The 22995-nt window shown below is 44.4% G+C and carries 19 protein-coding genes; 15 read left to right on the plus strand and 4 right to left on the minus strand.

From position 1 onward, the window contains the following. Nucleotides 1-72: 72 nt before the first annotated feature. The 4 genes from BN8908_RS00295 to BN8908_RS00310 all read right to left on the minus strand — a co-directional run bounded on the left by BN8908_RS00295 (nucleotide 73) and on the right by BN8908_RS00310 (nucleotide 4020). A complete protein-coding gene (locus tag BN8908_RS00295; RefSeq protein ID WP_021986534.1) occupies nucleotides 73-1425 on the minus strand; it encodes a deoxyguanosinetriphosphate triphosphohydrolase in 1353 nt (450 codons plus the stop codon). A gap of 136 nt (nucleotides 1426-1561) precedes the next feature. After that, entirely contained in the window at nucleotides 1562-2869 is a 1308-nt protein-coding gene (locus BN8908_RS00300) for an acetyl-CoA hydrolase/transferase family protein (protein WP_021986535.1), read from the minus strand. A gap of 110 nt (nucleotides 2870-2979) precedes the next feature. Beyond that, on the minus strand, nucleotides 2980-3429 hold the full coding sequence (gene smpB / locus BN8908_RS00305; RefSeq protein ID WP_021986536.1) for an SsrA-binding protein SmpB: 450 nt from the start codon (nucleotides 3427-3429) through the stop codon (nucleotides 2980-2982). Between the two features lie 9 nt (nucleotides 3430-3438). Beyond that, entirely contained in the window at nucleotides 3439-4020 is a 582-nt protein-coding gene (locus BN8908_RS00310) for a hypothetical protein (protein ID WP_068688280.1), read from the minus strand. 472 nt (nucleotides 4021-4492) lie between these two features. On the opposite strand from BN8908_RS00310, the gene BN8908_RS00315 reads away from it, so the two are divergent. The 15 genes from BN8908_RS00315 to BN8908_RS00385 all read left to right on the plus strand — a co-directional run bounded on the left by BN8908_RS00315 (nucleotide 4493) and on the right by BN8908_RS00385 (nucleotide 22966). Further along, nucleotides 4493-4939 (plus strand): division/cell wall cluster transcriptional repressor MraZ, encoded by a 447-nt coding sequence (locus tag BN8908_RS00315; protein ID WP_021986538.1) that lies wholly within the window; start codon nucleotides 4493-4495, stop codon nucleotides 4937-4939. 12 nt (nucleotides 4940-4951) lie between these two features. Continuing rightward, nucleotides 4952-5872: a 16S rRNA (cytosine(1402)-N(4))-methyltransferase RsmH gene (gene rsmH, locus BN8908_RS00320; protein ID WP_021986539.1), complete on the plus strand. Its 921-nt coding sequence runs from the start codon at nucleotides 4952-4954 to the stop codon at nucleotides 5870-5872. A 16-nt stretch (nucleotides 5873-5888) separates the two neighbouring features. Beyond that, nucleotides 5889-6263, plus strand: a complete 375-nt coding sequence (locus BN8908_RS00325; RefSeq protein ID WP_021986540.1) for an FtsL-like putative cell division protein — start codon at nucleotides 5889-5891, stop codon at nucleotides 6261-6263. Nucleotides 6264-6267: 4 nt separating this feature from the next. Further along, nucleotides 6268-8373: a penicillin-binding protein gene (locus BN8908_RS00330; protein ID WP_068688282.1), complete on the plus strand. Its 2106-nt coding sequence runs from the start codon at nucleotides 6268-6270 to the stop codon at nucleotides 8371-8373. Between the two features lie 39 nt (nucleotides 8374-8412). Continuing rightward, nucleotides 8413-9864 carry a UDP-N-acetylmuramoyl-L-alanyl-D-glutamate--2,6-diaminopimelate ligase gene (locus BN8908_RS00335; protein WP_068688284.1) on the plus strand — a complete coding sequence of 484 codons (1452 nt, stop codon included), beginning with the start codon at nucleotides 8413-8415 and terminating at the stop codon, nucleotides 9862-9864. A 61-nt stretch (nucleotides 9865-9925) separates the two neighbouring features. Beyond that, the gene (mraY, locus tag BN8908_RS00340; RefSeq protein WP_021986543.1) at nucleotides 9926-11176 is read left to right on the plus strand and encodes a phospho-N-acetylmuramoyl-pentapeptide-transferase; all 1251 of its coding nucleotides are present in this window, start codon (nucleotides 9926-9928) and stop codon (nucleotides 11174-11176) included. A gap of 104 nt (nucleotides 11177-11280) precedes the next feature. Further along, complete coding sequence (gene murD / locus BN8908_RS00345) at nucleotides 11281-12627, plus strand: UDP-N-acetylmuramoyl-L-alanine--D-glutamate ligase (RefSeq protein ID WP_068688286.1); 1347 nt, start codon at nucleotides 11281-11283, stop codon at nucleotides 12625-12627. 10 nt (nucleotides 12628-12637) lie between these two features. After that, the gene (locus BN8908_RS00350) at nucleotides 12638-13858 is read left to right on the plus strand and encodes an FtsW/RodA/SpoVE family cell cycle protein (protein WP_021986545.1); all 1221 of its coding nucleotides are present in this window, start codon (nucleotides 12638-12640) and stop codon (nucleotides 13856-13858) included. Between the two features lie 35 nt (nucleotides 13859-13893). Then, complete coding sequence (murG, locus tag BN8908_RS00355) at nucleotides 13894-14997, plus strand: undecaprenyldiphospho-muramoylpentapeptide beta-N-acetylglucosaminyltransferase (RefSeq protein WP_068688288.1); 1104 nt, start codon at nucleotides 13894-13896, stop codon at nucleotides 14995-14997. A gap of 31 nt (nucleotides 14998-15028) precedes the next feature. Continuing rightward, nucleotides 15029-16393: a UDP-N-acetylmuramate--L-alanine ligase gene (gene murC, locus BN8908_RS00360; RefSeq protein WP_068688290.1), complete on the plus strand. Its 1365-nt coding sequence runs from the start codon at nucleotides 15029-15031 to the stop codon at nucleotides 16391-16393. A gap of 31 nt (nucleotides 16394-16424) precedes the next feature. After that, a complete protein-coding gene (locus tag BN8908_RS00365; protein ID WP_021986548.1) occupies nucleotides 16425-17150 on the plus strand; it encodes a cell division protein FtsQ/DivIB in 726 nt (241 codons plus the stop codon). 21 nt (nucleotides 17151-17171) lie between these two features. Continuing rightward, nucleotides 17172-18326, plus strand: coding sequence for a cell division FtsA domain-containing protein (locus tag BN8908_RS00370; RefSeq protein ID WP_068688292.1), 1155 nt, complete (start codon nucleotides 17172-17174; stop codon nucleotides 18324-18326). Between the two features lie 82 nt (nucleotides 18327-18408). Next, nucleotides 18409-19701: a cell division protein FtsZ gene (gene ftsZ, locus BN8908_RS00375; protein WP_021986550.1), complete on the plus strand. Its 1293-nt coding sequence runs from the start codon at nucleotides 18409-18411 to the stop codon at nucleotides 19699-19701. Nucleotides 19702-19765: 64 nt separating this feature from the next. Further along, entirely contained in the window at nucleotides 19766-20902 is a 1137-nt protein-coding gene (gene ftsZ, locus BN8908_RS00380) for a cell division protein FtsZ (RefSeq protein ID WP_068688294.1), read from the plus strand. Nucleotides 20903-21172: 270 nt separating this feature from the next. After that, nucleotides 21173-22966 (plus strand): DEAD/DEAH box helicase, encoded by a 1794-nt coding sequence (locus BN8908_RS00385; protein ID WP_021986552.1) that lies wholly within the window; start codon nucleotides 21173-21175, stop codon nucleotides 22964-22966. Nucleotides 22967-22995: the final 29 nt, after the last annotated feature.

Genomic DNA, 22995 nt, shown 5'->3' on the forward strand with positions numbered 1-22995 from the left:
TTAAAACAGGATACCTCATTTTCTTGCCGGCTTTTTCCCTCATATTACAGTTATTTTACAAACTGACTGTTTTTATTTTAATTCCGGTAACTCGATTCCTTTGATTTTCCGGTAAAGATTCAATGCATAAGAATCGGTCATACCGGATACGTAATCGACAACCGTTTGTATTTTGGTGTACATCGAGTCGTCTTTACTGACTTGGTATTGTTCCGGCATAACGGATAAGATGTTGCGGGCGTAATAGGTTTCCGGTTTGAGAACGGCATCCGTATATTCTTTCAGGATCGTTCCGAGGATTTTGAAACCGGCTATTTGAATCTGTGTGACGATATTGGTGTGGTATATCCGACTGTAAGCCAGTTCTGTACACTTGTCATAAGCCATTTTGTTGGTGCCCGTCAGGTTTTTGATTAAACTGCTCTTGAATTCCCCCATCATAATGGTTTCGTAGTTTTGGCAGAAGATATCGGCACAGGCGTTGATCAGCTTGTTGATAATGCCGGCACGGAGGAAGGCGATGCGTTCGTTTTTGTCAGTTACCACTTTAAAAGTCCGGGCAATGATTTTCAGGTCTTCTTTGTCTTCGTTTTTGTCATAAAAATTTTCCAGGATATTTGTCGTTTCATCGTAAGAGAGTATCCGCATTTTATGTGAGTCTTCGATATCCATGATTTGGTAGCAAATGTCGTCGGCAGCCTCTACCAGAAATACAAGAGGGTGACGGACATATTGCAGCGGATTTTCACTTATCCGGCGAATGCCCAATTCTTCGGCCACCTGCTGAAAGATTTCTTTCTCACTTTGGAAAAAACCGTATTTATAGCCTTTGGCGGAGGCTTTGGATTCGAAAGGATATTTGACGATGGAAGCCAGGGTTGTATAAGTCATGGTATATCCTCCCGGACGTCTTCCGTTGAAACTGTGTGTCAACAGGCGGAAAGCATTGGCATTGCCTTCGAAATGACTGAGATCGGCCCACTCTTCATCCGATAATAGCTTTTTAAAATACATGCCTTCTCCTTCGCTGAAAAAATAGGAAATAGCTTCTTCGCCCGAATGTCCGAAAGGAGGATTGCCTAAGTCGTGCGCCAGACAAGCGCTACTGACAATCGTACCGATTTCTTCCAGTAGTTCTGGATTGTCTATTGGCACATTTTGTTGTTTGATGAATTGGGCGATTTTATTGCCCAGTGACCGTCCTACGCTGGCCACTTCCAGACTATGTGTAAGGCGGTTGTGGACAAAAATATTTCCGGGCAAAGGAAATACCTGTGTTTTATTCTGCAAACGCCGGAAAGGGGAAGAAAAAATCAACCGGTCGTAATCGCGTTGGAACTGTGAACGGTCGTGAGAGTGAAACAAAGAAGCGGGACTTCCCGGGTGGTAGCGATGTGCAGATAAAAGTGTATTCCAATCCATCATAAGGCTGTAAAAATAAAACGGTTTTCTTTAACGATGGGCGAAGGTACGATTAAAATGTCGAAAGTCAAAGGGAAGGATAATCGGAGAGGGAAGGAAAGAAAAAGAGGAACTGAAAAAGCTCCTCTTTTTGCCGGATTTATTTTTTTACAAAATGGAAATGGCTGCCGAAACGTTCGAATGCAGCTTTGTCCAATTCTTCCTGATGTTGGGGAGCTGCAATAGCAATCAATGCTTTTGCACGTTCCTGTAAGGTTTTACCGTAGAGGTCTGCAACACCGAATTCCGTAACGACATAATGAACATCAAAACGGGTGGTTACAACACCTGCTCCGTTCAGTAAAGTCGGGCTGATTTTGCTGACACCTTTGGCCGTTACAGCCGGCATGGCGATGATCGGTTTGCCTCCTTCACTGGCAGCCGCTCCGCGGATGAAATCCAATTGCCCGCCGCAACCGCTGTAAAACTTGCAACCCAGAGAGTCTGCATTTACCTGACCGGTAAGATCGATGGACAGTGCCGAATTGATAGCTGTCAGTTTCGGCTGTTGGGCAATGATACAGGGATCGTTGGTGTAACCGACATCCATCATGGCCACGGCCGGATTGTCATCGATAAAATCGTATACTTCTTTGGAACCCATCAGAAAGGTAGAAACAATCTTCCCTTTGTCGTATTTTTTATTCAGGTTGTTGATAACGCCTTTGTAGTAAAGCGGAAGAACTCCGTCAGCGAACATTTCGGTGTGGATTCCCAGATTTTTGTGGTTACCCAATTGGGATAATACGGCGTTCGGAATGGCTCCGATACCCATTTGCAGACAGGCACCGTCTTCGATCAAACCGGCACAGTTTTTACCGATTTTGATGTCTTGTTCGGAGGGTTGAGCCGGTTTGGCTTCGATCAGCGGGGTGTCGTCTTCACAGAAAATGTCGATATCCGATAATTTTATGATAGCATCTCCCCAGGCACGCGGAACGTTCGGGTTGATGACGGCAATAACCGTTTTAGCCGTTTGTACGGCAGCCAGGGTTGCATCTACGGAAGTACCCATAGATACGTAGCCGTGCTTGTCCGGAGGACAAACCTGGATCATGGCAACATCTACGGGGGTAATCCCCATGCGGATCAATTTTTGAGTTTCGCTCAGATGAACCGGAATGTAGTCGGCCCAACCTTCCTGTGTCGCTTTGCGTACGTTATGACCTACGAAAAACGATTCCAGGAAAAATACGCCTTCAAATTCCTGTTCTGCATAGGGAGCACATCCTTCCGTGTGGAGGTGTTGTAATTTTATGTCTTTCAGTTCTCCGGCACGTCCCCGGGCACAAAGAGCCTGAATTAATCCCTGCGGTGCACAGGCGACGCTGTGGATATGAATCCGGTCGCCGGATTTCACCACTTTTACAGCTTCTTCGAATGATACTGTTTTTATTCCTTGATACATGATACTGATATTTTGATTAAATTCCTAGCGTTTTCAAACGAATGCGAAGGTAGTAAGAAAACTAAAAAATGAAAAGAAAAAGAGGGAATTAAAATCACCCGGATAAATGATCAGAATTTGCGTACACGGTCCATATCCCGCTTGGCATCTTTGAGCTTGAGCGATTCCCGTTTGTCGTATTCTTTTTTACCGCGTGCCAGGGCGATGCGTAATTTTGCCCAGCCTTTGTCTGTCAGGAACAGTTTGACCGGAATGATCGTAAGACCGCTTTCCTTGATTTTACGTTCCAGTTTACGGAGTTCTTTCCGGGTGAGCAGAAGTTTCCGTTCCCGTTTTTCATCGTGATTGTAGTAAGTACCTAAACGGTATTCCGCAATGTGAATGCCTTTTACCCAAAGTTCACCCCGGTCGAAATAACAATAGGAATCGACAAGGCTGGCTTTTCCGGCACGTATGGATTTTATTTCTGTGCCGGTCAGAATCATTCCGGCATTGTATTCTTCAATAAACTCGTAATCGAAAGAAGCACGTTTGTTGCGAATGTTGATATCGTTACTCATGATATGGGCTTACAAGTTAAAAACGGGTATGTGAAATAAAATCATTAACAATCTCTTACAAATGACCGGAATACATATGATAGACAAGGCCATGATAATCAGCATACTGGTTTTTTGGCCGGTTTCCAGTTTGGTAATCCCCGAAATACCGGCGTGTAGGGTGCGTAAAAATATCAGGCTGATCAACCCTAATAATTGACTCCAGAAACCGCTGACTAATGCAACAGCAAGACAGTGGAACAAGGTAAAAACTGCCGCACTGTAAACGGACAAATGCAAAGCTGTGCCTTCGGCATCCGGGAGCTTACCGGTCAGGTATTCCCGCGTGATGATAAAAGTCAGATAAGTTCCCAGTGTTATTGATATAAAGTTGATCAGTGTATACAGCAATGTATGTAATCCGTTGTAATGCAAAAAACCGAGTAATAAAACAACGATAGAGGCCATGATAGCCAGTGGAATCAGGTAATTGGAAAACAATTGGAGCGGCGAATCGTGTTCATTGTCGATAAGGCTCCATTCCCGTTTGGGATTCAGGATCAGTTGCCGGGTTCTTGCGTAATATTTTTTGAGATCATCTTTATTTATCATACCGCAAAAATACCAAATTTAAAGATAAAATAAGATCATTCGTTCCCATTTTTGCAGAATTATGAAAATATGAAAATTCCAGACCCGGAAGAATGATCTTTGACGGTTCTAAAATAACCTGTTTACGGATCGATTTGTAAAGTTTAGAATGAGATACTGGGATTTTTCGACGCGGTGATACCGGTTGCACTTTTCGCAAATACCTGTGAATACTGGAATTTTGATATATATTGAATATTTTTTACAAAAAGTGGGTGAAAGTGGTTTAAAGTGGGATTTTTTTTTTACTTTTACCTTTTGAAAGAATTGCCTTTTAAAATTTGGTATTTGTATTCAATGTGCATTGGATCAGATAGTAAAGAATGCAATTGAATCGTGAGTTTTAGATGATATGTTTAAATCGATGGAATAAATTCGTTATCGGGTTTGTCTGGTTTAAAATTTGAAATCTACAATTAAAATCTGAGTTGGCATGTTATCGTTTATCGGAGATTATTCATGTAAGGCTGATGGCAAGGGACGGGTTGTGGTACCGGCTTCTTTTCGGAAGGTTATGCAGGTATCGCAACAGTCGGTTTTTGTCTTACGTAAGAATATATTCGAAACTTGTGTCGATATGTATCCTTATTCGGAGTGGGAGGCTTTGATGGCAGGTGTAAGGGGAAAATTGAATCCGTTTGACCGGAATCACGCTGCTTTTTTACGGGGATGGTACCGGGGGACTTTGGAGGTTGAGATGGACGGAAACGGCCGGATTTTGTTGCCGAAACGTTTGCTGGAGGAGATCGGGGTGGATAGGGAGCTTGTGCTGGCCGGACAGGATGCGAAAATTGAAATCTGGAGCGAACAGGCTTACCGGCAATCTGCAATAGATCCGGAAGAGTTTGCCGGATTGACACAACAGGTTTTTGGAATTTGAAAAAAGAGAGTTATGTCTGAATATCATGTACCGGTGTTGTTGAAGGAGTCTGTCGACGGATTGGATATCCGTCCGGGGGGTGTATATCTGGATTTGACATTCGGAGGAGGGGGGCATTCCAGGGAGATATTGAACCGTTTACAACAAGGACATTTGTTGGGTTTCGATCAGGATGAGGATGCTTTGGTGAATGTGCCTGAAGACGAACGCTTTATTTTTGTCAATCACAATTTCCGTTATCTGCGGAATTTTGTGCGTTATTACGGATTCGGAAAGGTGGACGGTATTTTGGCGGATTTGGGCGTTTCTTCTCATGAGTTTGACGAAGCGGATCGGGGTTTTTCTTTTCGTTATGAGGCGGAGCTGGATATGCGGATGAATCGTCGGAGCAAGCTGAAAGCTTCGGATGTCTTGAATACCTATACGGATGATGTTTTGGTGAATATTTTCCGGAATTACGGTGAGGTGGAAAATGCCGGCCGGTTGGTCGGGGCGATTGTGAAGGCCCGGCAGGAGAAAGCAATCGTGACTTCTGAGGATTTTTATCAGGCTATTTTTTCCTGTATTCCTAAAATGAAGGAGAAAAAATACCTGGCAAAGGTGTATCAGGCTTTACGTATCGAAGTGAACGGAGAATTAGATGCTTTGAAAGAAATGCTCGGAGCTGCCGGAGAGGTGTTGCGGCCGGGCGGACGTCTGGTGGTGATTACCTATCATTCCTTGGAAGACCGGTTGGTGAAGAATTTTTTTAAGACGGGAAATATTGAGGGGAAAGTCGAAAAAGATATGATATACGGGCACGAAACGAAGGGATTTGAACTGGTGAACCGGAAAGTGATTGTGCCTTCGGAGGATGAGATTACTGCGAATCCGAGGGCAAGGAGCGCTAAATTACGGATCGCGGTTAAATCGGATGACAAATTGAAGGATTAGTGATGGCAGAGGTAATATGGGACTTTTCAGTAAAAATAGGGATTTTATTGCTCCGAAAGATGAATTGAAGGAGACGGTGGGCAGCTCAGTGAAAGAGTTGCTGGACGGGCGTATATTGGCAGATAAAGTGATACGGAAAAATATAGCCTTTATTCTTTTCCTTACGTTTTTGGGTATATTTTATATTGCAAACGGATACAGTGCCGAGAAGTTGTATAAGAAGAGGGTAGCGATGGAACGGGAGGTCCGGGAACTGCGCTTTGAATCGATTACTGCTGCTGCACAACTGATGTTTATAAGTAAGCAGTCGGAAGTGAAAAAGCGGATCAATGAAGAAGGTCTTAATTTGCAGGAGAGTAAAGAGCCTCCTGTAAAATTATACAGGAGGTAGGCCTATGTCAATGAAAGGTGAAATCGTTTGGCGTATCGGTCTGGTATATGTACTGATGATCATAATAGCCGGAGCCGTGGTATTTCAGGCTTTGCGGGTACAGATGTGGGAAGGGGAAAAGTGGCGTAAGCAGTCGGTGGCCGTTCGGGTAAAAGACTTTGAGGTGGCACCGAACCGGGGCGATATCTGCGCGAGCGACGGACGGAAGTTAGCCAGCTCGGTGCCTTATTATGAGCTTCGTTTTGATGGTTCTGTTGTCGAAAGCGGGGTGTTTCAACAGAAAGTTGATAGTCTGGCTTTGTGTCTTTCCCGTTTTTTTAAAGATGAGTCTCCGGCGTTTTACCGGAAAAAATTAGGTATAGCCAAAAGTCAGAAAAAACGTTATTTTCTGATCAATCGTCGTAAAGTTTCTTTTACAGAATTAAAGGAAATACGTCAGTTTCCGATTTTCCGGCTGGGGAAAAACCGGGGAGGTTTAATTGAGGTGATGAGCAGTGTGCGCTTGCAACCTCATGTTAATCTGGCTACGCGTACGATCGGTTATCTGAACGAGTCGGAGGACGGTAGTTTTGAGGGACGTGTCGGATTGGAAGGGGCTTTTGAGAACGAATTGAAGGGGGAACCCGGCCGGAGTATCAAACAGATGATGTCCGGGACTTGGGTGCCGGTGACGGTGGAAGAACCTGTGGACGGGAATGATGTGATTACGACAATTGATGTCGATTATCAGGATATTGTTCAGAATGCTTTACTGAGACAATTGGAAAAATTTGAGGCGGTTAACGGTACAGCTATTTTGATGGAAGTGAGAACCGGGGATGTAAAAGCGATAGCAAATTTAACGCGGACAGCGAGTGGAAGTTACCGGGAAGATATGAATTATGCGGTCGGGGATGCAGGGGAACCGGGATCGGTGATCAAAGCAGCGACAATGATTGCTTTGCTGGAGGATGGCTATGTGGAACCCCAGGATACGGTAGATTTGGGGGGGACCGGACGGTATCAGTTTTATAAAAATTACCTGACGGATTCAGACAATAAAAAGCCGGGCAAAATTTCTGTGCAGCATATTTTTGAAATTTCGTCTAACGGTATTGCCCGGTTGGTATTCGATCATTACAAAGATAAACCGGAACGTTTTGTGAACCGATTATGCGGAATGGGACTGGATAAAAAGCTGGGCGTTCGGATCAAGGGGGAAGGCGAGCCTTACATCAAGCATCCGGGAGATAAAGATTGGAGCGGACTTACGCTTCCCTGGATGAGTATCGGATATGAATTGAAGATAACGCCTTTACAGATGCTGGCTTTTTACAATGCGATAGCCAATGACGGACAGCGTATGCGGCCTCGTTTTGTGAAAGAGATACGCAACCGGGGGGAGGTGATTGAGCGGATAGATCCGGAAGAAGTGGGAGGACGGATATGCAGCCGGAGCACATTGAGGAAGATTCGGGAAATGTTGGAAGGGGTGGTTGAGAATGGGACCGGACGAAATATCCGTACGGATAAATACAGGATTGCAGGAAAAACGGGTACGGCCCGAATTGCAACGGGAACAGAGGGGTATGGCATACGGAAATACAGGGCCAGTTTTGTCGGTTTTTTTCCTGCTGACGAGCCTTTGTATTCTTGTGTCGTTGTAGTGAATAATCCTTCTCTTTCGAAAGGATTTTATGCGAATCAGGTGGCTAGTCCGGTTTTCCGGGAGATTGCAGATAAGGTATATTCGATTGCCTATATGCAATATGGGGAAGTGAAGACGGAGCCGGTAAAAGGTTTGCCGGTATGTAAAAACGGATTTAAAAGGGATTTTTTGGAGATTTTCGGTGAATTGGATTATGAGTTGGAAGGGGTGGATGAGGTGGAGGAAAACGATTGGGTGTTGACAGCCAGTGCAGAAAGTGAGCATGTGGTGTTGAAACCCCGGCGGATCACTAACTCTCAGGTGCCGAATGTAAAAGGTATGGGATTGAGGGATGCTTTGTTTGTGTTGGAGAATGCCGGTTTAAAAGTTGGGGTAAGCGGTGCCGGAATGGTACAAAGCCAGTCGATTAATCCGGGTACGGAAGTGCGGGAGGGGAGTTGGATACAGATTGTATTGCGATAAAAGACGGTACGGTAAAGCCGTATATATAAAAATGGTATCATGAAGTTAAAAGATTTAATTGCAGGAGTCGATTGTAAAGAAGTCCGGGGAACGACGGAGATGGCTGTCGGATCGGTACATTTCGATTCCAGAAAAGTAGGTCATGGAGATTTGTTTGTGGCCCAGAGGGGAGTGAGTGCAGATGGACATGTTTATATCGGGAAGGCAATAAAAGCCGGAGCTGTGGCTGTCGTTTGTGAAGAGTTGCCGGAAGAATTGGACGCCCGGGTATGTTATATTGTTGTCGGGGATTCTTCGGCAGCTTTGGGAAAAATTGCTTCCTGTTATTACGGAGAGCCTTCGCGACAAATGATACTGGTGGGGGTAACGGGTACGAACGGGAAAACGACGACGGCGACTTTACTGTATGAATTGGTACGATTGATGGGGAAAAAGGCTGGTTTGTTATCGACGGTTTGTAATTATATCGACGAAGAAAGATGTCCGTCCACTCATACGACTCCGGATGCATTGGAGATCAATAGTTTTATGCGGCGGATGGTTGATGCCGGCTGTGAATATTGCTTTATGGAAGTCAGTTCTCATGCGGTTCATCAGAAACGTATTGCCGGTTTGGATTTCGATGGGGCGGTATTTTCAAATATTACGCATGATCATTTGGATTATCATAAGACATTCAGGGCTTATATCGAAGCGAAAAAGGCGTTTTTTGACGGTTTGAAAAAAGAGGCTTTTGCACTGACGAATCTGGACGATAAGAACGGTATGGTCATGTTGCAGAATACGGTGGCCCGGAAATATACGTATTCTTGCCGGACATTGGCGGATTTTAATTGTAAGCCTGTGGAGAAACATCTGGACGGGACTCTTTTGGCGCTGGACGGTTGTGAGGTATGGACGAAGTTTACAGGAGATTTCAATGCCTATAATTTGTTGGCGGTATATGCTTCGGCTTGTCTGATGGGGTTGGAAAAAGAGGAGGTATTGCGCTGTATGAGTTTGCTGGTTCCGGTGTCGGGACGTTTTGAAACGTTGATGTCTCCGGAAGGAATTGTCGCTGTTGTCGACTATGCTCATACGCCCGATGCATTGGAAAATGTATTGACGACGATACAGGGGTTGAAGGGAAAGAACAATAAGGTAATTACGGTTGTCGGTGCCGGCGGTGACCGGGATAAGACCAAAAGACCGGAAATGGCGGATGCGGCCTGCCGGTACAGTGACCGGATCATACTTACTTCTGACAATCCCCGGAGTGAGGAGCCTGGTGCGATCATTGCCGATATGCAGGCCGGGGTAAAGGATGAATACAGAAAGAACGTGTTGTCGATTACTGACCGGAAAGAGGCAATCCGGACGGCCCTGATGATGGCAGCGAAGGGTGATATTGTACTGATTGCGGGAAAAGGACATGAGAATTATCAGGAAATAAAAGGAGTGAAGCACCATTTTGACGATAAGGAAGTGGTAAAAGAGATTTTTAATATGTAATATTAAATGGGGAAGGGGCTTTGATTTGGTGTTCGTTCCCAATTATTCAATTTTCAGTTTTATGTTGTATTATCTTTTCAAGTATCTGGATAGTTTGGATTTCCCGGGAGCGGGAATGTTCCATTACATTACGTTTCGTTCGGCCTGTGCTATCATATTATCATTAGCGATAGCGACGATTATAGGAAAGAAAGTCATCCGTATTTTGCAACGGCAGCAAATCGGTGAGGAAATCCGGGATTTGGGATTGGAAGGACAAATGCAGAAGAAAGGTACTCCGACAATGGGAGGAATCATTATTCTGTTGTCGATATTGGTACCAGTTTTATTATTTGCCCGTCTGGATAATATTTATGTGCAGTTGATGATTATTTCGACGATATGGTTGGGTGCGATTGGTTTTGCGGACGATTATATCAAAGTATTCCGTAAGCATAAGGAAGGGTTAAAGGGACGTTTTAAAGTTATCGGTCAGGTCGGATTGGGACTGATTGTAGGGATCAGTCTTTATGTAAGTGAAGATGTCGTTATCCGGGAAAGGGCGACGATTTCCGATATCGGGGTAATTACGAGTACTGTCGATGAAGGATTCGGAGAAGAGAATGGGGCAAAGGTGCTGACCCGGGATATTAAATCGACAAAGACGACTATTCCTTTTTTTAAAGATAATGAATTCGATTATGCCTGGTTTACTTCTTTTGCCGGAGAGAATGCAGACACCTTAGGCTGGATTGTATTTATCCTGATAACGATTCTGATTGTAACAGCCGTGTCGAATGGTGCGAATCTGACAGACGGTTTGGATGGGTTGGCGACGGGTACGTCCGCTATTGCCGGGGCGACACTCGGAATTCTGGCGTATGTCTCCGGTAATATGGTGTATGCCGATTATCTGAATATCATGTATATTCCGCATTCGGGCGAATTGGTGGTATATGGGGCGGCATTTATCGGCGCGACCATCGGTTTCTTGTGGTACAATTCGTATCCGGCTCAGGTGTTTATGGGAGATACCGGTAGTTTGTCGCTGGGTGGTATTATCGCCGTTTTTGCCATTATGTTGCATAAGGAGTTGCTGATACCGATTTTATGCGGAATTTTCCTGATGGAGAATTTGTCTGTCGTGATGCAGGTTTCTTATTTTAAATATACCAAAAAGAGATATGGGGAAGGAAAGCGTATCTTTTTGATGTCGCCTTTGCATCATCATTTCCAGAAAAAAGGTATTCCGGAACCTAAGATCGTTACCCGGTTTTGGATTGTCGGGATTATTCTGGCTGTTGTAACGATTGTAACGCTGAAAATGCGGTAAGATAAGCTTTAAATTTAAAATTGTAGATTTTAGATTGAAAAAGGAACGGGTTATTGAGGATATTACGGTTTGTCGTTGACAGACGAAGGTAAAATGCTGAAGTTATGAAACTGGTTATTTTAGGTGGAAAAGAAAGCGGTACGGGTGCGGCTTTGCTCGGACAAAAGCTTGGGTATGACGTGTTTTTGTCGGATAAAGGTGTTATTGAGAAAACATATAAAGAGGAGCTGAATAAAGCCGGTATTCCGTTTGAGGAGGGACAACATACGGCGGAACGGATCTATGGAGCCGATCTGGTTGTGAAGAGTCCCGGTATTCCGGATACGGTCCCCTTAGTTGCTGAATTGAGGAATCGGGGGACAGAGGTTATTTCTGAAATAGAGTTTGCCGGCCGGCATACGGAGGCCCGGATGATTTGTATAACCGGGAGTAACGGCAAGACAACAACAACGTTACTGACGCATCATATATTGAAGCAAGCGGGTCTGGACGTCGGGCTGGCCGGTAATGTCGGAGCCAGTCTGGCTGCGCAGGTGGCCGTTAAAGCGCATCCTGTGTATGTTGTAGAGCTTTCGAGTTTCCAACTGGACGGCATGTTCCGTTTTCAGGCTGACATTGCGGTGATTACAAATATAACTCCCGATCATCTGGATCGCTACGATCATAAGTTCGGGAATTATGTTGATTCGAAATTCCGTATTTTACAAAATATGAATGATAAGGGTTTGTTTATTTACGGTTGGGATTGCCAAGTGGTGAGGGAGAGGGTAGAAGAGGCGTGTTTACAACCTCAGGTGGCTGCTTTTACTTACACGGAAAACAGACCCGGAGAAGGAGAGAATTATGCCGGAATGGAAGGAGATATGGTTGTGGTACGATTAAATGCCCGTGAATTCCGTATAAATAAAAATGAAATCAGTATAAAGGGAAGGCATAACGTTTATAATGCTATGGCCGCAATTCTGGCATGTATGCAGATGGGAATCGGTTTTGAAGCGATTGCGGAAGGCTTGCGGAGTTTTCCGCAGGTAGAACACCGGTTGGAGACTGTTGCCGTAATCGACGGAGTGACATATATCAATGATTCGAAGGCGACGAATGTAGATTCGGCCTGGTATGCCCTGGATAGTATGACGACGCCGGTTGTATGGATAGCCGGAGGTACGGATAAAGGGAATGATTACAGCGTACTGTTTGATCTCGTGAAAGCGAAAGTTAAGGTTTTGATTTGTATGGGAGCGGACAACCGGAAATTGATTGATAATTTTTCCGCCATTTGTCCGGTAGTCGATACTCATAGCCTGGAAGAGACATTGGCGGCTGCCCGTAACTATGCCGTATCCGGAGATACGGTGCTTTTATCCCCCTGTTGTGCCAGTTTCGATTTATTCAGGAACTATGAGGACCGGGGAGATCTGTTTAAGGAAAAGGTAAGACAACTGGCAAAATAAATTACCGGAAATGAAGCTTGATCTGCGGAATAAAGAATGGATTAAAGGGGACAAGATCCTTTGGTATGTGATTATCGGTTTGATGATTGCTTCGATAATGGTGGTGTATTCATCCACCGGACGTTTGGCGAAAGGGAATCCGGTCTTTTTTCTGGCGAAGCAGGTCGGGATTATTTCGGTTTGCCTGTTGTTGATTTACTGGTTGCAATCTGTGCCGTATAAATATTTTTTGCTGTTTGCCAAAGTATTTGTGTTGGGGGCTTTTGTGTTGCTGATTGTCGCGAAATTTTCCTCAATGACAGTTAACGATACGGATCGTTGGATCAGAATACCTTTTATCGGATTGACCTTTCAGCCTTCGGAGCTGGCAAAATTGGCAGCTATTATATATACGGCGCGGGTACTTTCTTTTTATCAGGATGATGACGAATGCAGGGATGAAGCTTTAAAAAATATCCTGATTTTTGTCGGGCCTTTGATATTTCTGATTTTTATGGACAATTTCTCGACCTCGTTATTGTTGGGGTTGGTATGTTTGATTATGTTGTTTGTCGGACGTATCAGATTGAAGCGAATGGCTGTTATATTGGGTGGATTGTTTGTCATGGTGTCTCTGGTCGTTGCGCTTGCTTTTACTCCTAAGTTGGGGGAAGTGTGGCGTTTCCCGACGATCAAATCGAGGGTTACTGCCTTTTTTTCCGGAGGCGAGGAGTCATTTCAGGCCCAGCAGTCTAAAATTGCGGTAGCCAGAGGAGGAATGCTGGGAGTCGGCCCCGGGAATAGTGTTCAGCGGAATTTTTTACCGCATCCTTATTCTGATTTTATTTTTGCGATTATTATTGAAGAATACGGCTTGGTTGGCGGTGGCGTTATTTTACTGCTGTTCCTGATTATTTTATACCGTATCGGGGTTATTGTGAGGCGATGTACCCGGACATTCCCGGCATTGCTGGTTACCGGTCTGGGTTTGATGATTGTTTTGCAGGCTTTTGTCAATATGGGGGTTTGTGTCGGTTTATTTCCGGTAACGGGGCAGCCTTTGCCGTTGGTTAGTATGGGAGGAACTTCCCTTTTATTTACCAGTGCGGCTTTTGGTATGATTTTGAGTGTCAGCCATACCTTTCCGGAACATGGAGAAATGATAGAAGAACCGGCAGAGGAAGAAGGAATAGAGGAGGATGAGGACATGACGCAAGAAGAGAATAGGATTGAGGAAGAGGTTGAAGAATAGGAGTTGTCGATAAACGATTTTTAAACATATTGTATATGAAACGAATTATTGTAAGCGGAGGGGGAACCGGAGGACATATTTTCCCGGCATTGTCGATAGCGAATGCTTTGAAACGTTTAGATAAGGAGGTGGAGATTTTGTTTGTAGGAGCAGAAGGAAAAATGGAAATGGAGAAAGTTCCGGAAGCCGGATTTCCGATAGAGGGATTGCCTGTGCGGGGATTACAGCGGAAATTGACACTCCGGAATGTAAAGGTGTTGGTTAATTTGTGGAAAAGTTTACGTAAAGCGAAAAAAATCATCAGGCGTTTCCGTCCTGATGTTGTGGTAGGGGTCGGAGGATATGCCAGCGGTCCGATTGGAAGAACGGCGGTTAAGGCTGGAATTCCATTGGTGTTGCAGGAGCAAAATTCGTATGCCGGAGTAACCAATCGTTTGTTGGCGAAAAAGGCCGTGAAGATATGTGTGGCCTATGAAGGTATGGAACGTTTTTTTAGTCCGGAAAAGATTGTGTTTACCGGTAATCCGGTCCGGAAAGATTTGTTGGAAGCCGGAAAGTTGAGAGAAGAAGGGATTGAATACTATGGATTGGTGCCTCAAAAAAGAACGGTGTTGGTGACCGGGGGGAGTCTGGGTGCCGGTATGATGAATCAGGCTGTGCGAAAAAACCTGGAAGTTATTGCTGGCTGGAAGGATGTACAGGTGTTGTGGCAGTGTGGTAGCTATTATTATGAAAAATTGAAAGCGGAATTGGCAGATTTTTTGCCGGAGAATGTAAAGCTGACTGCTTTTCTGAAACGGATGGATTTGGCCTATGCTTGTGCTGACGTTGTGGTGGCTAGGGCCGGAGCGGGAACGATTTCCGAATTGTGTTTATTGGCAAAAGCTACAATACTGATTCCTTCTCCGAATGTAGCAGAAGATCATCAGACGAAAAATGCATTGGCGTTGGTAAATAAACAGGCTGCGGTTATGCTGAAAGATAGCGAAGCTGCCGATAAGTTGATACCGGCTTTGTCGGAATTGCTGGACCATCCGGAGCAATTGAAACTGTTGTCGGAGAATATTGCGGGTTTGGCTATGCCGGATTCGGATACAAAGATTGCCCGGGAGATATTAAATCTGATCGGAAATAAATAAATTAAGTCGGCGGACTTAAATAAAGGAGGATATGGAGATTGTATTCAGGAATATAAAGAATATTTATTTTGTAGGAATCGGCGGGATCGGAATGAGTGCTTTGGCTCGTTATTTCCGGCAAAAAGGATACCGGGTAGGGGGGTATGACCGTACACCTTCGGCTTTGACCGAACGGTTGAGTCTGGAAGGCATTGCAGTGAATTACAGGGATGAGGAAGAAGAGATAGCTTCGGAATACCGTGATAAAGCCGATACTTTAGTCGTATATACACCGGCGGTTCCGGCAGATTCCCGTCAGTTGTGCTGGTTTAAAGAAGCGGGTTTTGTTTTACACAAACGTTCTGAGGTGCTGGGATTGTTGTCTCGTACCGGGAAAGCGCTTTGTGTGGGAGGTACACATGGGAAAACGACAACGACAACGTTGTTGGCTTTTTTATTGGATGCTTCTCATGTTGGGTGTAATGCATTTTTAGGAGGGATTTCCAGAAATTTCAGTACCAATCTGTTGACTGATGAAAAATCGGAATATATTGTCGTAGAAGCGGATGAGTTCGACCGTTCTTTTTTGCAATTGACCCCCTATGTTGCAGCCATTACAGCGATGGATGAGGATCACCTGGATATATACGGAAACAAAGCCAATCTGATCGACGCCTTTGAAGCCTTTGCTGCCCGTACGGTTCCGGAAGGAAAAGTTTTTATTAAAAAGGGACTTTCACTGGAAAAGTCAAAGGTTTCGGGTTATTATGCGGTGGGAGAGGTAACGGATAATTATTCCGATAATTTAAGGGTAGAGGGAGTACAATATGTTTTCGACTATCACGGGCAAAAGGCAGAGATAAAAGATTTACGGTTGGGCGTACCCGGCCGGATGAATGTGGAGAATGCGACTTTAGCGATTACCATAGCGCTGGAAGCGGGGGTGAGACCGGAAGAAATCCGGGAGGCTTTGCCCCGTTTTAAAGGCGTGATGAGACGTTTCAATATTCATTCCGAGGGGAAGGTTATGTATATCGATGACTATGCTCATCACCCGCAGGAAATAGAAGCCGTATTGAGAGCTGTGCGGGAAATGTGGCCGGAGAAAAGACTGACTGTGGCTTTTCAGCCGCATCTGTATTCCCGTACAAATGATTTACAGGCTGGTTTTGCTAAAAGTCTGGACATTGCCGACGAGGTTATCCTGCTGGATATTTATCCGGCCAGGGAGATGCCTATTCCGGGCGTAACTTCGGCTGTGATTTTAGATAAACTTAACGTACCGGCACACATCGTGGCTAAGGGAGAATTTCCTAAATTTGTGGAACAAAACGTAGGTGAAGGCATATTTATGACGGTTGGGGCAGGGGATATCGATCGTTTTGTGCCTGTATTTACAGATATGTTTAATAAATAACAATGAATAGCTGATCCAAAAGGATTTTTGAATGCAGAAAATAGGAGTTTACATATTATTCCTTGGATTGTTTGTATACCTGATAATTGTGCTTACCTTTGCGACGTCGAAAATGGATGACGTAAAATGTAAAGGGATCCACGTTTCGGTAAAAGATGCTGTACTTAATACATTCATAGATGATATGGATGTTGTCAATATGGTGAGACGAGGGTATGGAAATGTATTGGATATGCCTGTTACCCGTATAGATAAAGACAGTGTTGAACGATTGCTTGTCAAAAATTCGATTATAAAATCGGCTCAGGTTTACTACAGTTTAGACGGTTATTTCCATGTAGATATCACACAACGTAAGCCTGTTCTTAGAGTATTGACAGGAGAAGGGTTTTATGTTGATGAGGACGGAAAGTATATGCCGTTATCTCGTAAGTATACTTCTCGGGTAGTAGTTGCTACCGGAGAAATATCAAAAAAATTTGCTTGTGAGAAGTTGTATCCTTTTGTCATGATGTTGAGGGAGGATGATTTCTGGGATGCATTGATCGAACAGATCGTTGTCGACCGGGGTGAAGAAATAATCTTGATTCCTAAGGTCGGAAATTTCCGGATTATTCTCGGGGAGGTGGGGAATGCGGAGGAGAAGATGGAGAAACTTCGTCTTTTTCTGAAAGATGGGATTGTACGTAAAGGGTGGAATGTATATAAGGAAATCAATCTGAAGTTCGACAATCAGGTTGTTTGTGTCAGAAAGTAATAGTATAAAAATTCAGACAGTATGGGTTTGATTGCATCATTGGATATCGGTTCTGAGAAAATGGTAATGGCAGTGGCTGCCGAGGAGAATGGCGAATGCCGTTTGGCTGGCATCAAGATGATCGCTTTGCAGGGAGTTCAGGACGGTATAATTACAGATAAATCGAAAGTAAAGTCTTATATTCAATATCTGATCCGGGAGTTGGCAAAAGACAAGCCGATAGATTGCCTGAATGTGGCGTTATCCGGAAAGGCGTTGCGGATCAGTGAGCATAAGGTAAATGTACCGATCCGGAAAAAAGTGAGGGAAAGCGATATTGCTCAGGCTGAAAACAGATGTACGGAGTTGGTATTGTCGAAAGGGGATGAATTGGTGGATATTATACCTGTCACGTATGCCGTTGATCGTGGAAACTATGTAACGGACCCGGTCGGAATGACGGCCAAAAGTCTGGATGTCCGTTTTCGGGTGTATCTTTCGGATGCTGCCTATTTGACAGAGATTCGTGAGTTGATGGAGGCGTGCGGGGTAGAGAATGTTGAGTTTTTCCCGCCGGTAAGGGCTTATATGGAAGCTTTGGATGTTTACGATAGAAGTGAACCGTTTGCCTTGATCGATATGGGGGCTACTCATACGGAAGTTGTACTGTTCAGGGACGGTGGATTGAGATATGAGATTAGTTTGCCGCTGGGGGCCCAAACCATCGATCACGATATTGTACGGGCTTTTTCTCTGGAAGATATTCAGCTAGCCAAAAAGATGAAACATCAATACGGGGTGGCTATACGTGCAGTATGTAAGAATGAGAAAATCGATATCCCGGATGTAAAAAAACGCATTGAGAAACGTGATTTGGCTAAAGTAATCCAGTGTCGTATGGAAGAGTTGCTGGAAGGTGCTGTTTATCAGATTCAACAATGGCGTTTCAATGATCCGAAAAAAGAGATTGTATTGACAGGAGGAGGAAGTCGTTTGGCGGAGACTGAACTTTTGCTCGGCAGATTGTCGGGGCAAAAAGTGATACGGGCGAAGGCGGCGGGAATTAAGACAACCAATGAGGATATACTGGAAGCTCCGTCCTGTTTGGTGGCGTTGGGGCTTTTGTTATGTGAACATAGTGAGCCATTGGAAGAAAAAGGAGGTTGGGGAAGTTGGCTGAATAGTATATTCCGTTGATAGTTAAAAGAGTATCGTTTTATCCGGATGATTTACAATTTGAAATGACGTGATATAGTCTGGCAATGTAAAAATATAGATTATGGAAAATGACGAATTATTGGCGTTGAAGTTGCCCGTACAGCGAGAATCGATAATTAAAGTGATCGGTGTCGGCGGGGGGGGGAGCAATGCGGTAAACCATATGTGCAGGCAGGGAATTCATGGGGTTGAATTTGTCGTTTGTAATACCGATATACAGGCTTTACGCTTGAGTCCTGTAAAAAATCGTATTCAGTTGGGGAAAGAGCTGACGGAGGGACGGGGTGCCGGTTGTGTTCCGGAAAGGGGAAGGCAATCTGCTGTAGAGAGTATCGATTTTATCCGGAATTTACTTTCTCATAAAACGAAGATGGTATTTATTACGGCCGGAATGGGAGGGGGAACCGGTACCGGAGCGGCTCCGGAAATTGCCAGGCAAGCCAGGGAACTGGGAATTCTGACCATCGGAATTGTGACTCTGCCTTTTAGTTTTGAGGGAAGGAGAAAAATGGAACAGGCGATGGACGGTATCGATGAATTGGAACAATATGTGGATGCTTTGCTGATTATTCAGAATGATAAGCTGAAAGATATATACGGAGACCTGAAATTGTCGGAGGCTTTTGCTATGGCAGACAATGTGCTTACGATTGCCGCCAAAAGTATTGCAGAGATCATCACATTCAAAGGGTATGTAAATGTGGATTTTGCCGATGTGGATGGCGTGATGCGGAATAGCGGGGTTGCTTTGATGGGTGCCTCTGAAGCCGAGGGGGAAAACCGGGCAATGACAGCCTTGGAAGATGCCTTGATTTCTCCTTTACTGAATAGCCACGATATACGGGGGGCTTCTAATATTTTATTAAATATGCTGTATGGGGATAAAGAGGTTACGATGGATGAGATTACGTTGATAACGGAAAGTTTGCAGGAAAAAGTCGGAGGGGATGTAAATGTAATTTGGGGAGCCGGGAAGGACGAGACGCTGGGGGATAAATTACGTGTTGCTGTTATAGCTGTCGGGTTTAACCGGAGCAGTGCCATTCATATTCAATCTCCGTTGGCGCGGGAGCGGGAGAAAGGGACGGAAGTCAGTTTTAAGGTAGAGGAAATGCCGGAAGAGTTGGAGATGGTGACTGTAAATTCCACGGAATTGGAAGAACAGGCAAGGCAGAAAAGGCTAAAACAGGAAGAGCAGAAGGCTAAGAGAGTAAAAGAAACGCATCAGGAAGAAAGTCCGCGTCCCAGAAAGCGCAAAAGTATAAATGAGTTACCGGATACGGACAGTTGGTTTAAACGTAAGCTGGGAGGTATGTTTAATGAGGATTCCAGCCGGGATACGGAGATGAGGTAAGGAAGAAGGCTTTTATTTTTCAGACTTTAGATATTCAGTCTTTGACTATAAATTATGGATTGTTATGATAGACGGATTGGTAAATTTTAATCTGGATGAAGTGTCTCCTACGATTATAAAAGTAATCGGAGTAGGTGGAGGGGGAGGAAATGCTGTGGAATATATGTATTCCAAGGGTATATGTGATGTGGATTTTGTACTTTGTAACACGGATGCTCAGATATTGGAAAACAGTCCTGTCCCGGTGAAGATTCAGTTGGGGAGAGAGTTGACGGATGGGCATGGGGCCGGCAATAATCCGGCGATCGGTGCGAAGTCGGCTGAAGAGAGTCTGGAAGAGATAAAAGAAATGTTGCGTAAGAATACGAAAATGGCTTTTATTACGGCGGCAATGGGGGGAGGAACCGGTACCGGAGCCGCTCCGGTAATTGCGAAGCTGGCTAAAGATATGGGGATATTGACGGTCGGAATTGTTTCTATTCCGGCACGTTTTGAAGGGCCTAAGCGTTTGAACCAAGCCCGCGAAGGGTTGCGTTCTTTGAAGGATAATGTCGATTGTCTGATTGTTATCGATAATGAAAAGATAAAGCGGATTTATGGGTCGCAGACAATATCGGCGGCTTTTGCCAAAGCCAATGATGTATTGAATATAGCAGCGAAAGGAATAGCAGAGGTGATTACATTGCCCGGGTATATCAATGTGGATTTTGCCGATGTAAAAACCGTAATGACCAATAGTGGGGTTGCCATAATGGGGGCGGCACAGGCTTCCGGAGAGGATCGGGCAAGGAGAGCGATAACCGAGGCATTGGATAGTCCGCTGCTCAATAATAACGATATCCGTGGAGCAAAAGATATTCTGTTGAATATAACATCCGGTACGGATGAGGTGACGATGAACGAAATGACCGAAATTACCTCGATCATCATTCATCGTGTCGGAGACTCGGCAGCAGTAATTTGGGGGGTAGGTACGGACGAGAGTCTGGGAAGTGCTGTTTCGGTGACGGTTATTGCAACCGGTTTCCCGAAAGACGATATTGAGATTCTCGATCAACAACCGGGCGATAGAAAGGCAGAAAACGATTTGATCCTTCGGGATGACGAAGTGGTGTTGAAACCGAATTTGACACCGGAAGAAATTAAAGAATTAATAGAAGAACCGGCGTTTAAGCGTCGGAGAAATGTAAGAATTATTTGAGTTTATTGTTTAGAAGTTTGTAAGATAGGATTTTGATTAAATAATCCTGTTTCAATTGGTTGTTCATTCCATGTTCTAAAGTGATTTTCCTGGATAAAATCTCTTTTGACGTAATGTCCGGATTTTAGTTTTAGTTTTCGTACAGAATGACGACGGATGATTTTTAAGTTGTCGGTCGTATACAGGGACGGGGCAGGATAGGAGTATTATGGTTTTTATTTATGAACTTTATAAACCTGATAAACTTTATAAACTTTAGTATTATATTGAATGGAAAAATTTAAAGAATTAGGTTTAGAAGGTGAAATTCTTAAAGGAATTGCCGATTTAGGGTTTGAAACGCCGAGTCCGGTACAGGAGAAAGTAATTCCTGTCATATTGGGAGAAGAAAACGATTTAGTGGCTTTGGCCCAGACAGGAACGGGAAAAACGGCAGCATTTGGATTGCCTTTGTTGCAGAAATTAGATGCTTCTCTGAATAAGATACAGGTTTTGATATTGAGCCCGACACGGGAATTATGTGTACAGATCGGAAACGATTTGAAAAATTATTCCAAATATCGTTCCGATTTACGTATTACTTGTGTATACGGAGGTACGGATATCCGCCGGCAAATCCGGGAGTTGGAAAAAGGCGTGCATGTGTTGGTGGCTACTCCGGGACGGTTGTGTGATTTGATAAAGAGAGGGGCTGTCAATATTGAGGCTGTTCGGGCTGTCGTTTTGGATGAGGCAGATGAAATGCTGAATATGGGTTTTAAAGAGGATTTGAATTTCATTTTGGAAGAAACTCCGGCAGAACGGAATACCTATTTGTTTTCAGCAACAATGCCCAGGGAAGTGGAGCGGATTGCCCGGAATTACCTGCATTCTCCGAAAGAGATCTCTGTGGGTAAAAAAAATCAGGGGGCAGATACGGTAAGTCACCAATACTATCAGGTACGGGCAAAAGATTGTTATGAGACATTGCATCGGGTGATCGATTGTGCTCCTGACATGTATGCCATTATTTTTACGCGAACGAAAATGGATGCCCGGGAGATTGCCCATAAATTACAGAAAGACGGGATCGACTGCGATGCCTTGCATGGGGATTTGAGTCAGTCACAACGGGATGACGTTATGGCGCGTTTCCGCTCAAAACGTTTGAAGGTGTTGGTGGCAACGGATGTAGCAGCCCGGGGATTGGATGTCGATAACCTGACTCATGTCATCAATTATAATCTCCCTGAAGATTCCGAAAGTTATACTCACCGTAGCGGGCGTACCGGACGTGCGGGACGGGAAGGCATTTCCGTAGCTATTATCAATTCAAAAGAAAAGGGAAAGTTACGCCGGATAGAATCGATCCTTAAGAAAAAATTCGAATACCGGGAAGTTCCCGGAGGGGAAGAAGTCTGCCGGGCACAATTGCTTTATTATGCCGATAAGATTTTGACTGCCGAACGAAAGGATGCACTTATGCCTTATCAGCAGGAATTGTTTGAGAAGTTTGAAGCTTTGTCGAAGGAAGAATTGATACAGAAAATCGTTTCTTACGAATTCGGTCGTTTGCTGAAAAAATATACCGGAGTGGAAAACCTGAACCTGTCCGAAGATGAACGTCATGAATCGGGCCGGGAAGGTGGTAAGGAAAGAGGGGGACGCAGCCGTTCGGCAAACAATAATTTTACCGTATTTAGTGTTAATGTCGGTCGGGATGATGATTTCACCCCCCGGGATTTGATGGCTATCGTCAATAAATATGCACCCCAGAAAGGTTTGGAAATAGGCGGAATACGGATATTCGACAACAAGACCAAGTTTGAAGTAGATATTACGGGAATTGAGAATTTCGGAAGTTATTTCCGGAATGTGAATTTCAACGGATTGCCTTTTACGGTGACGGAGACAGGCGAGCGTGGCGGAGAGATGCGTAAGGGCGAGCGTGGCGGGAAACGGAGTTCTACTGCCAATAATAAATGGAAAGGCGAACGCCGTAAAAACGGGGGAAATAGCCGCGGACGTTTCGGTGAAAAGAAAAAAGGGGTAGATAACGGTCGCCGTTCCGGAAAAAAATATTAAATTTATTGTGACTTTTTGCGGGAAATAGC

It is taken from the genome of Culturomica massiliensis (genome assembly GCF_900091655.1).
Taxonomy (GTDB): Bacteria; Bacteroidota; Bacteroidia; order Bacteroidales; family Marinifilaceae; genus Culturomica; species Culturomica massiliensis.

Bases quoted from the DNA above. Each gene is read 5' to 3' on its own strand.
- murG (WP_068688288.1), top strand. From the start codon at position 13,894: ATGAAACGAATTATTGTAAGCGGAGGGGGAACCGGAGGACATATTTTC.
- rsmH (WP_021986539.1), top strand. From the start codon at position 4,952: ATGTCTGAATATCATGTACCGGTGTTGTTGAAGGAGTCTGTCGACGGA.
- BN8908_RS00300 (WP_021986535.1), bottom strand. From the start codon at position 2,869: ATGTATCAAGGAATAAAAACAGTATCATTCGAAGAAGCTGTAAAAGTG.
- BN8908_RS00370 (WP_068688292.1), top strand. From the start codon at position 17,172: ATGGGTTTGATTGCATCATTGGATATCGGTTCTGAGAAAATGGTAATG.
- ftsZ (WP_021986550.1), top strand. From the start codon at position 18,409: ATGGAAAATGACGAATTATTGGCGTTGAAGTTGCCCGTACAGCGAGAA.
- murC (WP_068688290.1), top strand. From the start codon at position 15,029: ATGGAGATTGTATTCAGGAATATAAAGAATATTTATTTTGTAGGAATC.
- BN8908_RS00330 (WP_068688282.1), top strand. From the start codon at position 6,268: ATGTCAATGAAAGGTGAAATCGTTTGGCGTATCGGTCTGGTATATGTA.
- murD (WP_068688286.1), top strand. From the start codon at position 11,281: ATGAAACTGGTTATTTTAGGTGGAAAAGAAAGCGGTACGGGTGCGGCT.
- BN8908_RS00365 (WP_021986548.1), top strand. From the start codon at position 16,425: ATGCAGAAAATAGGAGTTTACATATTATTCCTTGGATTGTTTGTATAC.
- BN8908_RS00315 (WP_021986538.1), top strand. From the start codon at position 4,493: ATGTTATCGTTTATCGGAGATTATTCATGTAAGGCTGATGGCAAGGGA.
- smpB (WP_021986536.1), bottom strand. From the start codon at position 3,429: ATGAGTAACGATATCAACATTCGCAACAAACGTGCTTCTTTCGATTAC.
- BN8908_RS00335 (WP_068688284.1), top strand. From the start codon at position 8,413: ATGAAGTTAAAAGATTTAATTGCAGGAGTCGATTGTAAAGAAGTCCGG.
- BN8908_RS00310 (WP_068688280.1), bottom strand. From the start codon at position 4,020: ATGATAAATAAAGATGATCTCAAAAAATATTACGCAAGAACCCGGCAA.
- BN8908_RS00350 (WP_021986545.1), top strand. From the start codon at position 12,638: ATGAAGCTTGATCTGCGGAATAAAGAATGGATTAAAGGGGACAAGATC.
- BN8908_RS00295 (WP_021986534.1), bottom strand. From the start codon at position 1,425: ATGATGGATTGGAATACACTTTTATCTGCACATCGCTACCACCCGGGA.
- BN8908_RS00385 (WP_021986552.1), top strand. From the start codon at position 21,173: ATGGAAAAATTTAAAGAATTAGGTTTAGAAGGTGAAATTCTTAAAGGA.
- BN8908_RS00325 (WP_021986540.1), top strand. From the start codon at position 5,889: ATGGGACTTTTCAGTAAAAATAGGGATTTTATTGCTCCGAAAGATGAA.
- mraY (WP_021986543.1), top strand. From the start codon at position 9,926: ATGTTGTATTATCTTTTCAAGTATCTGGATAGTTTGGATTTCCCGGGA.
- ftsZ (WP_068688294.1), top strand. From the start codon at position 19,766: ATGATAGACGGATTGGTAAATTTTAATCTGGATGAAGTGTCTCCTACG.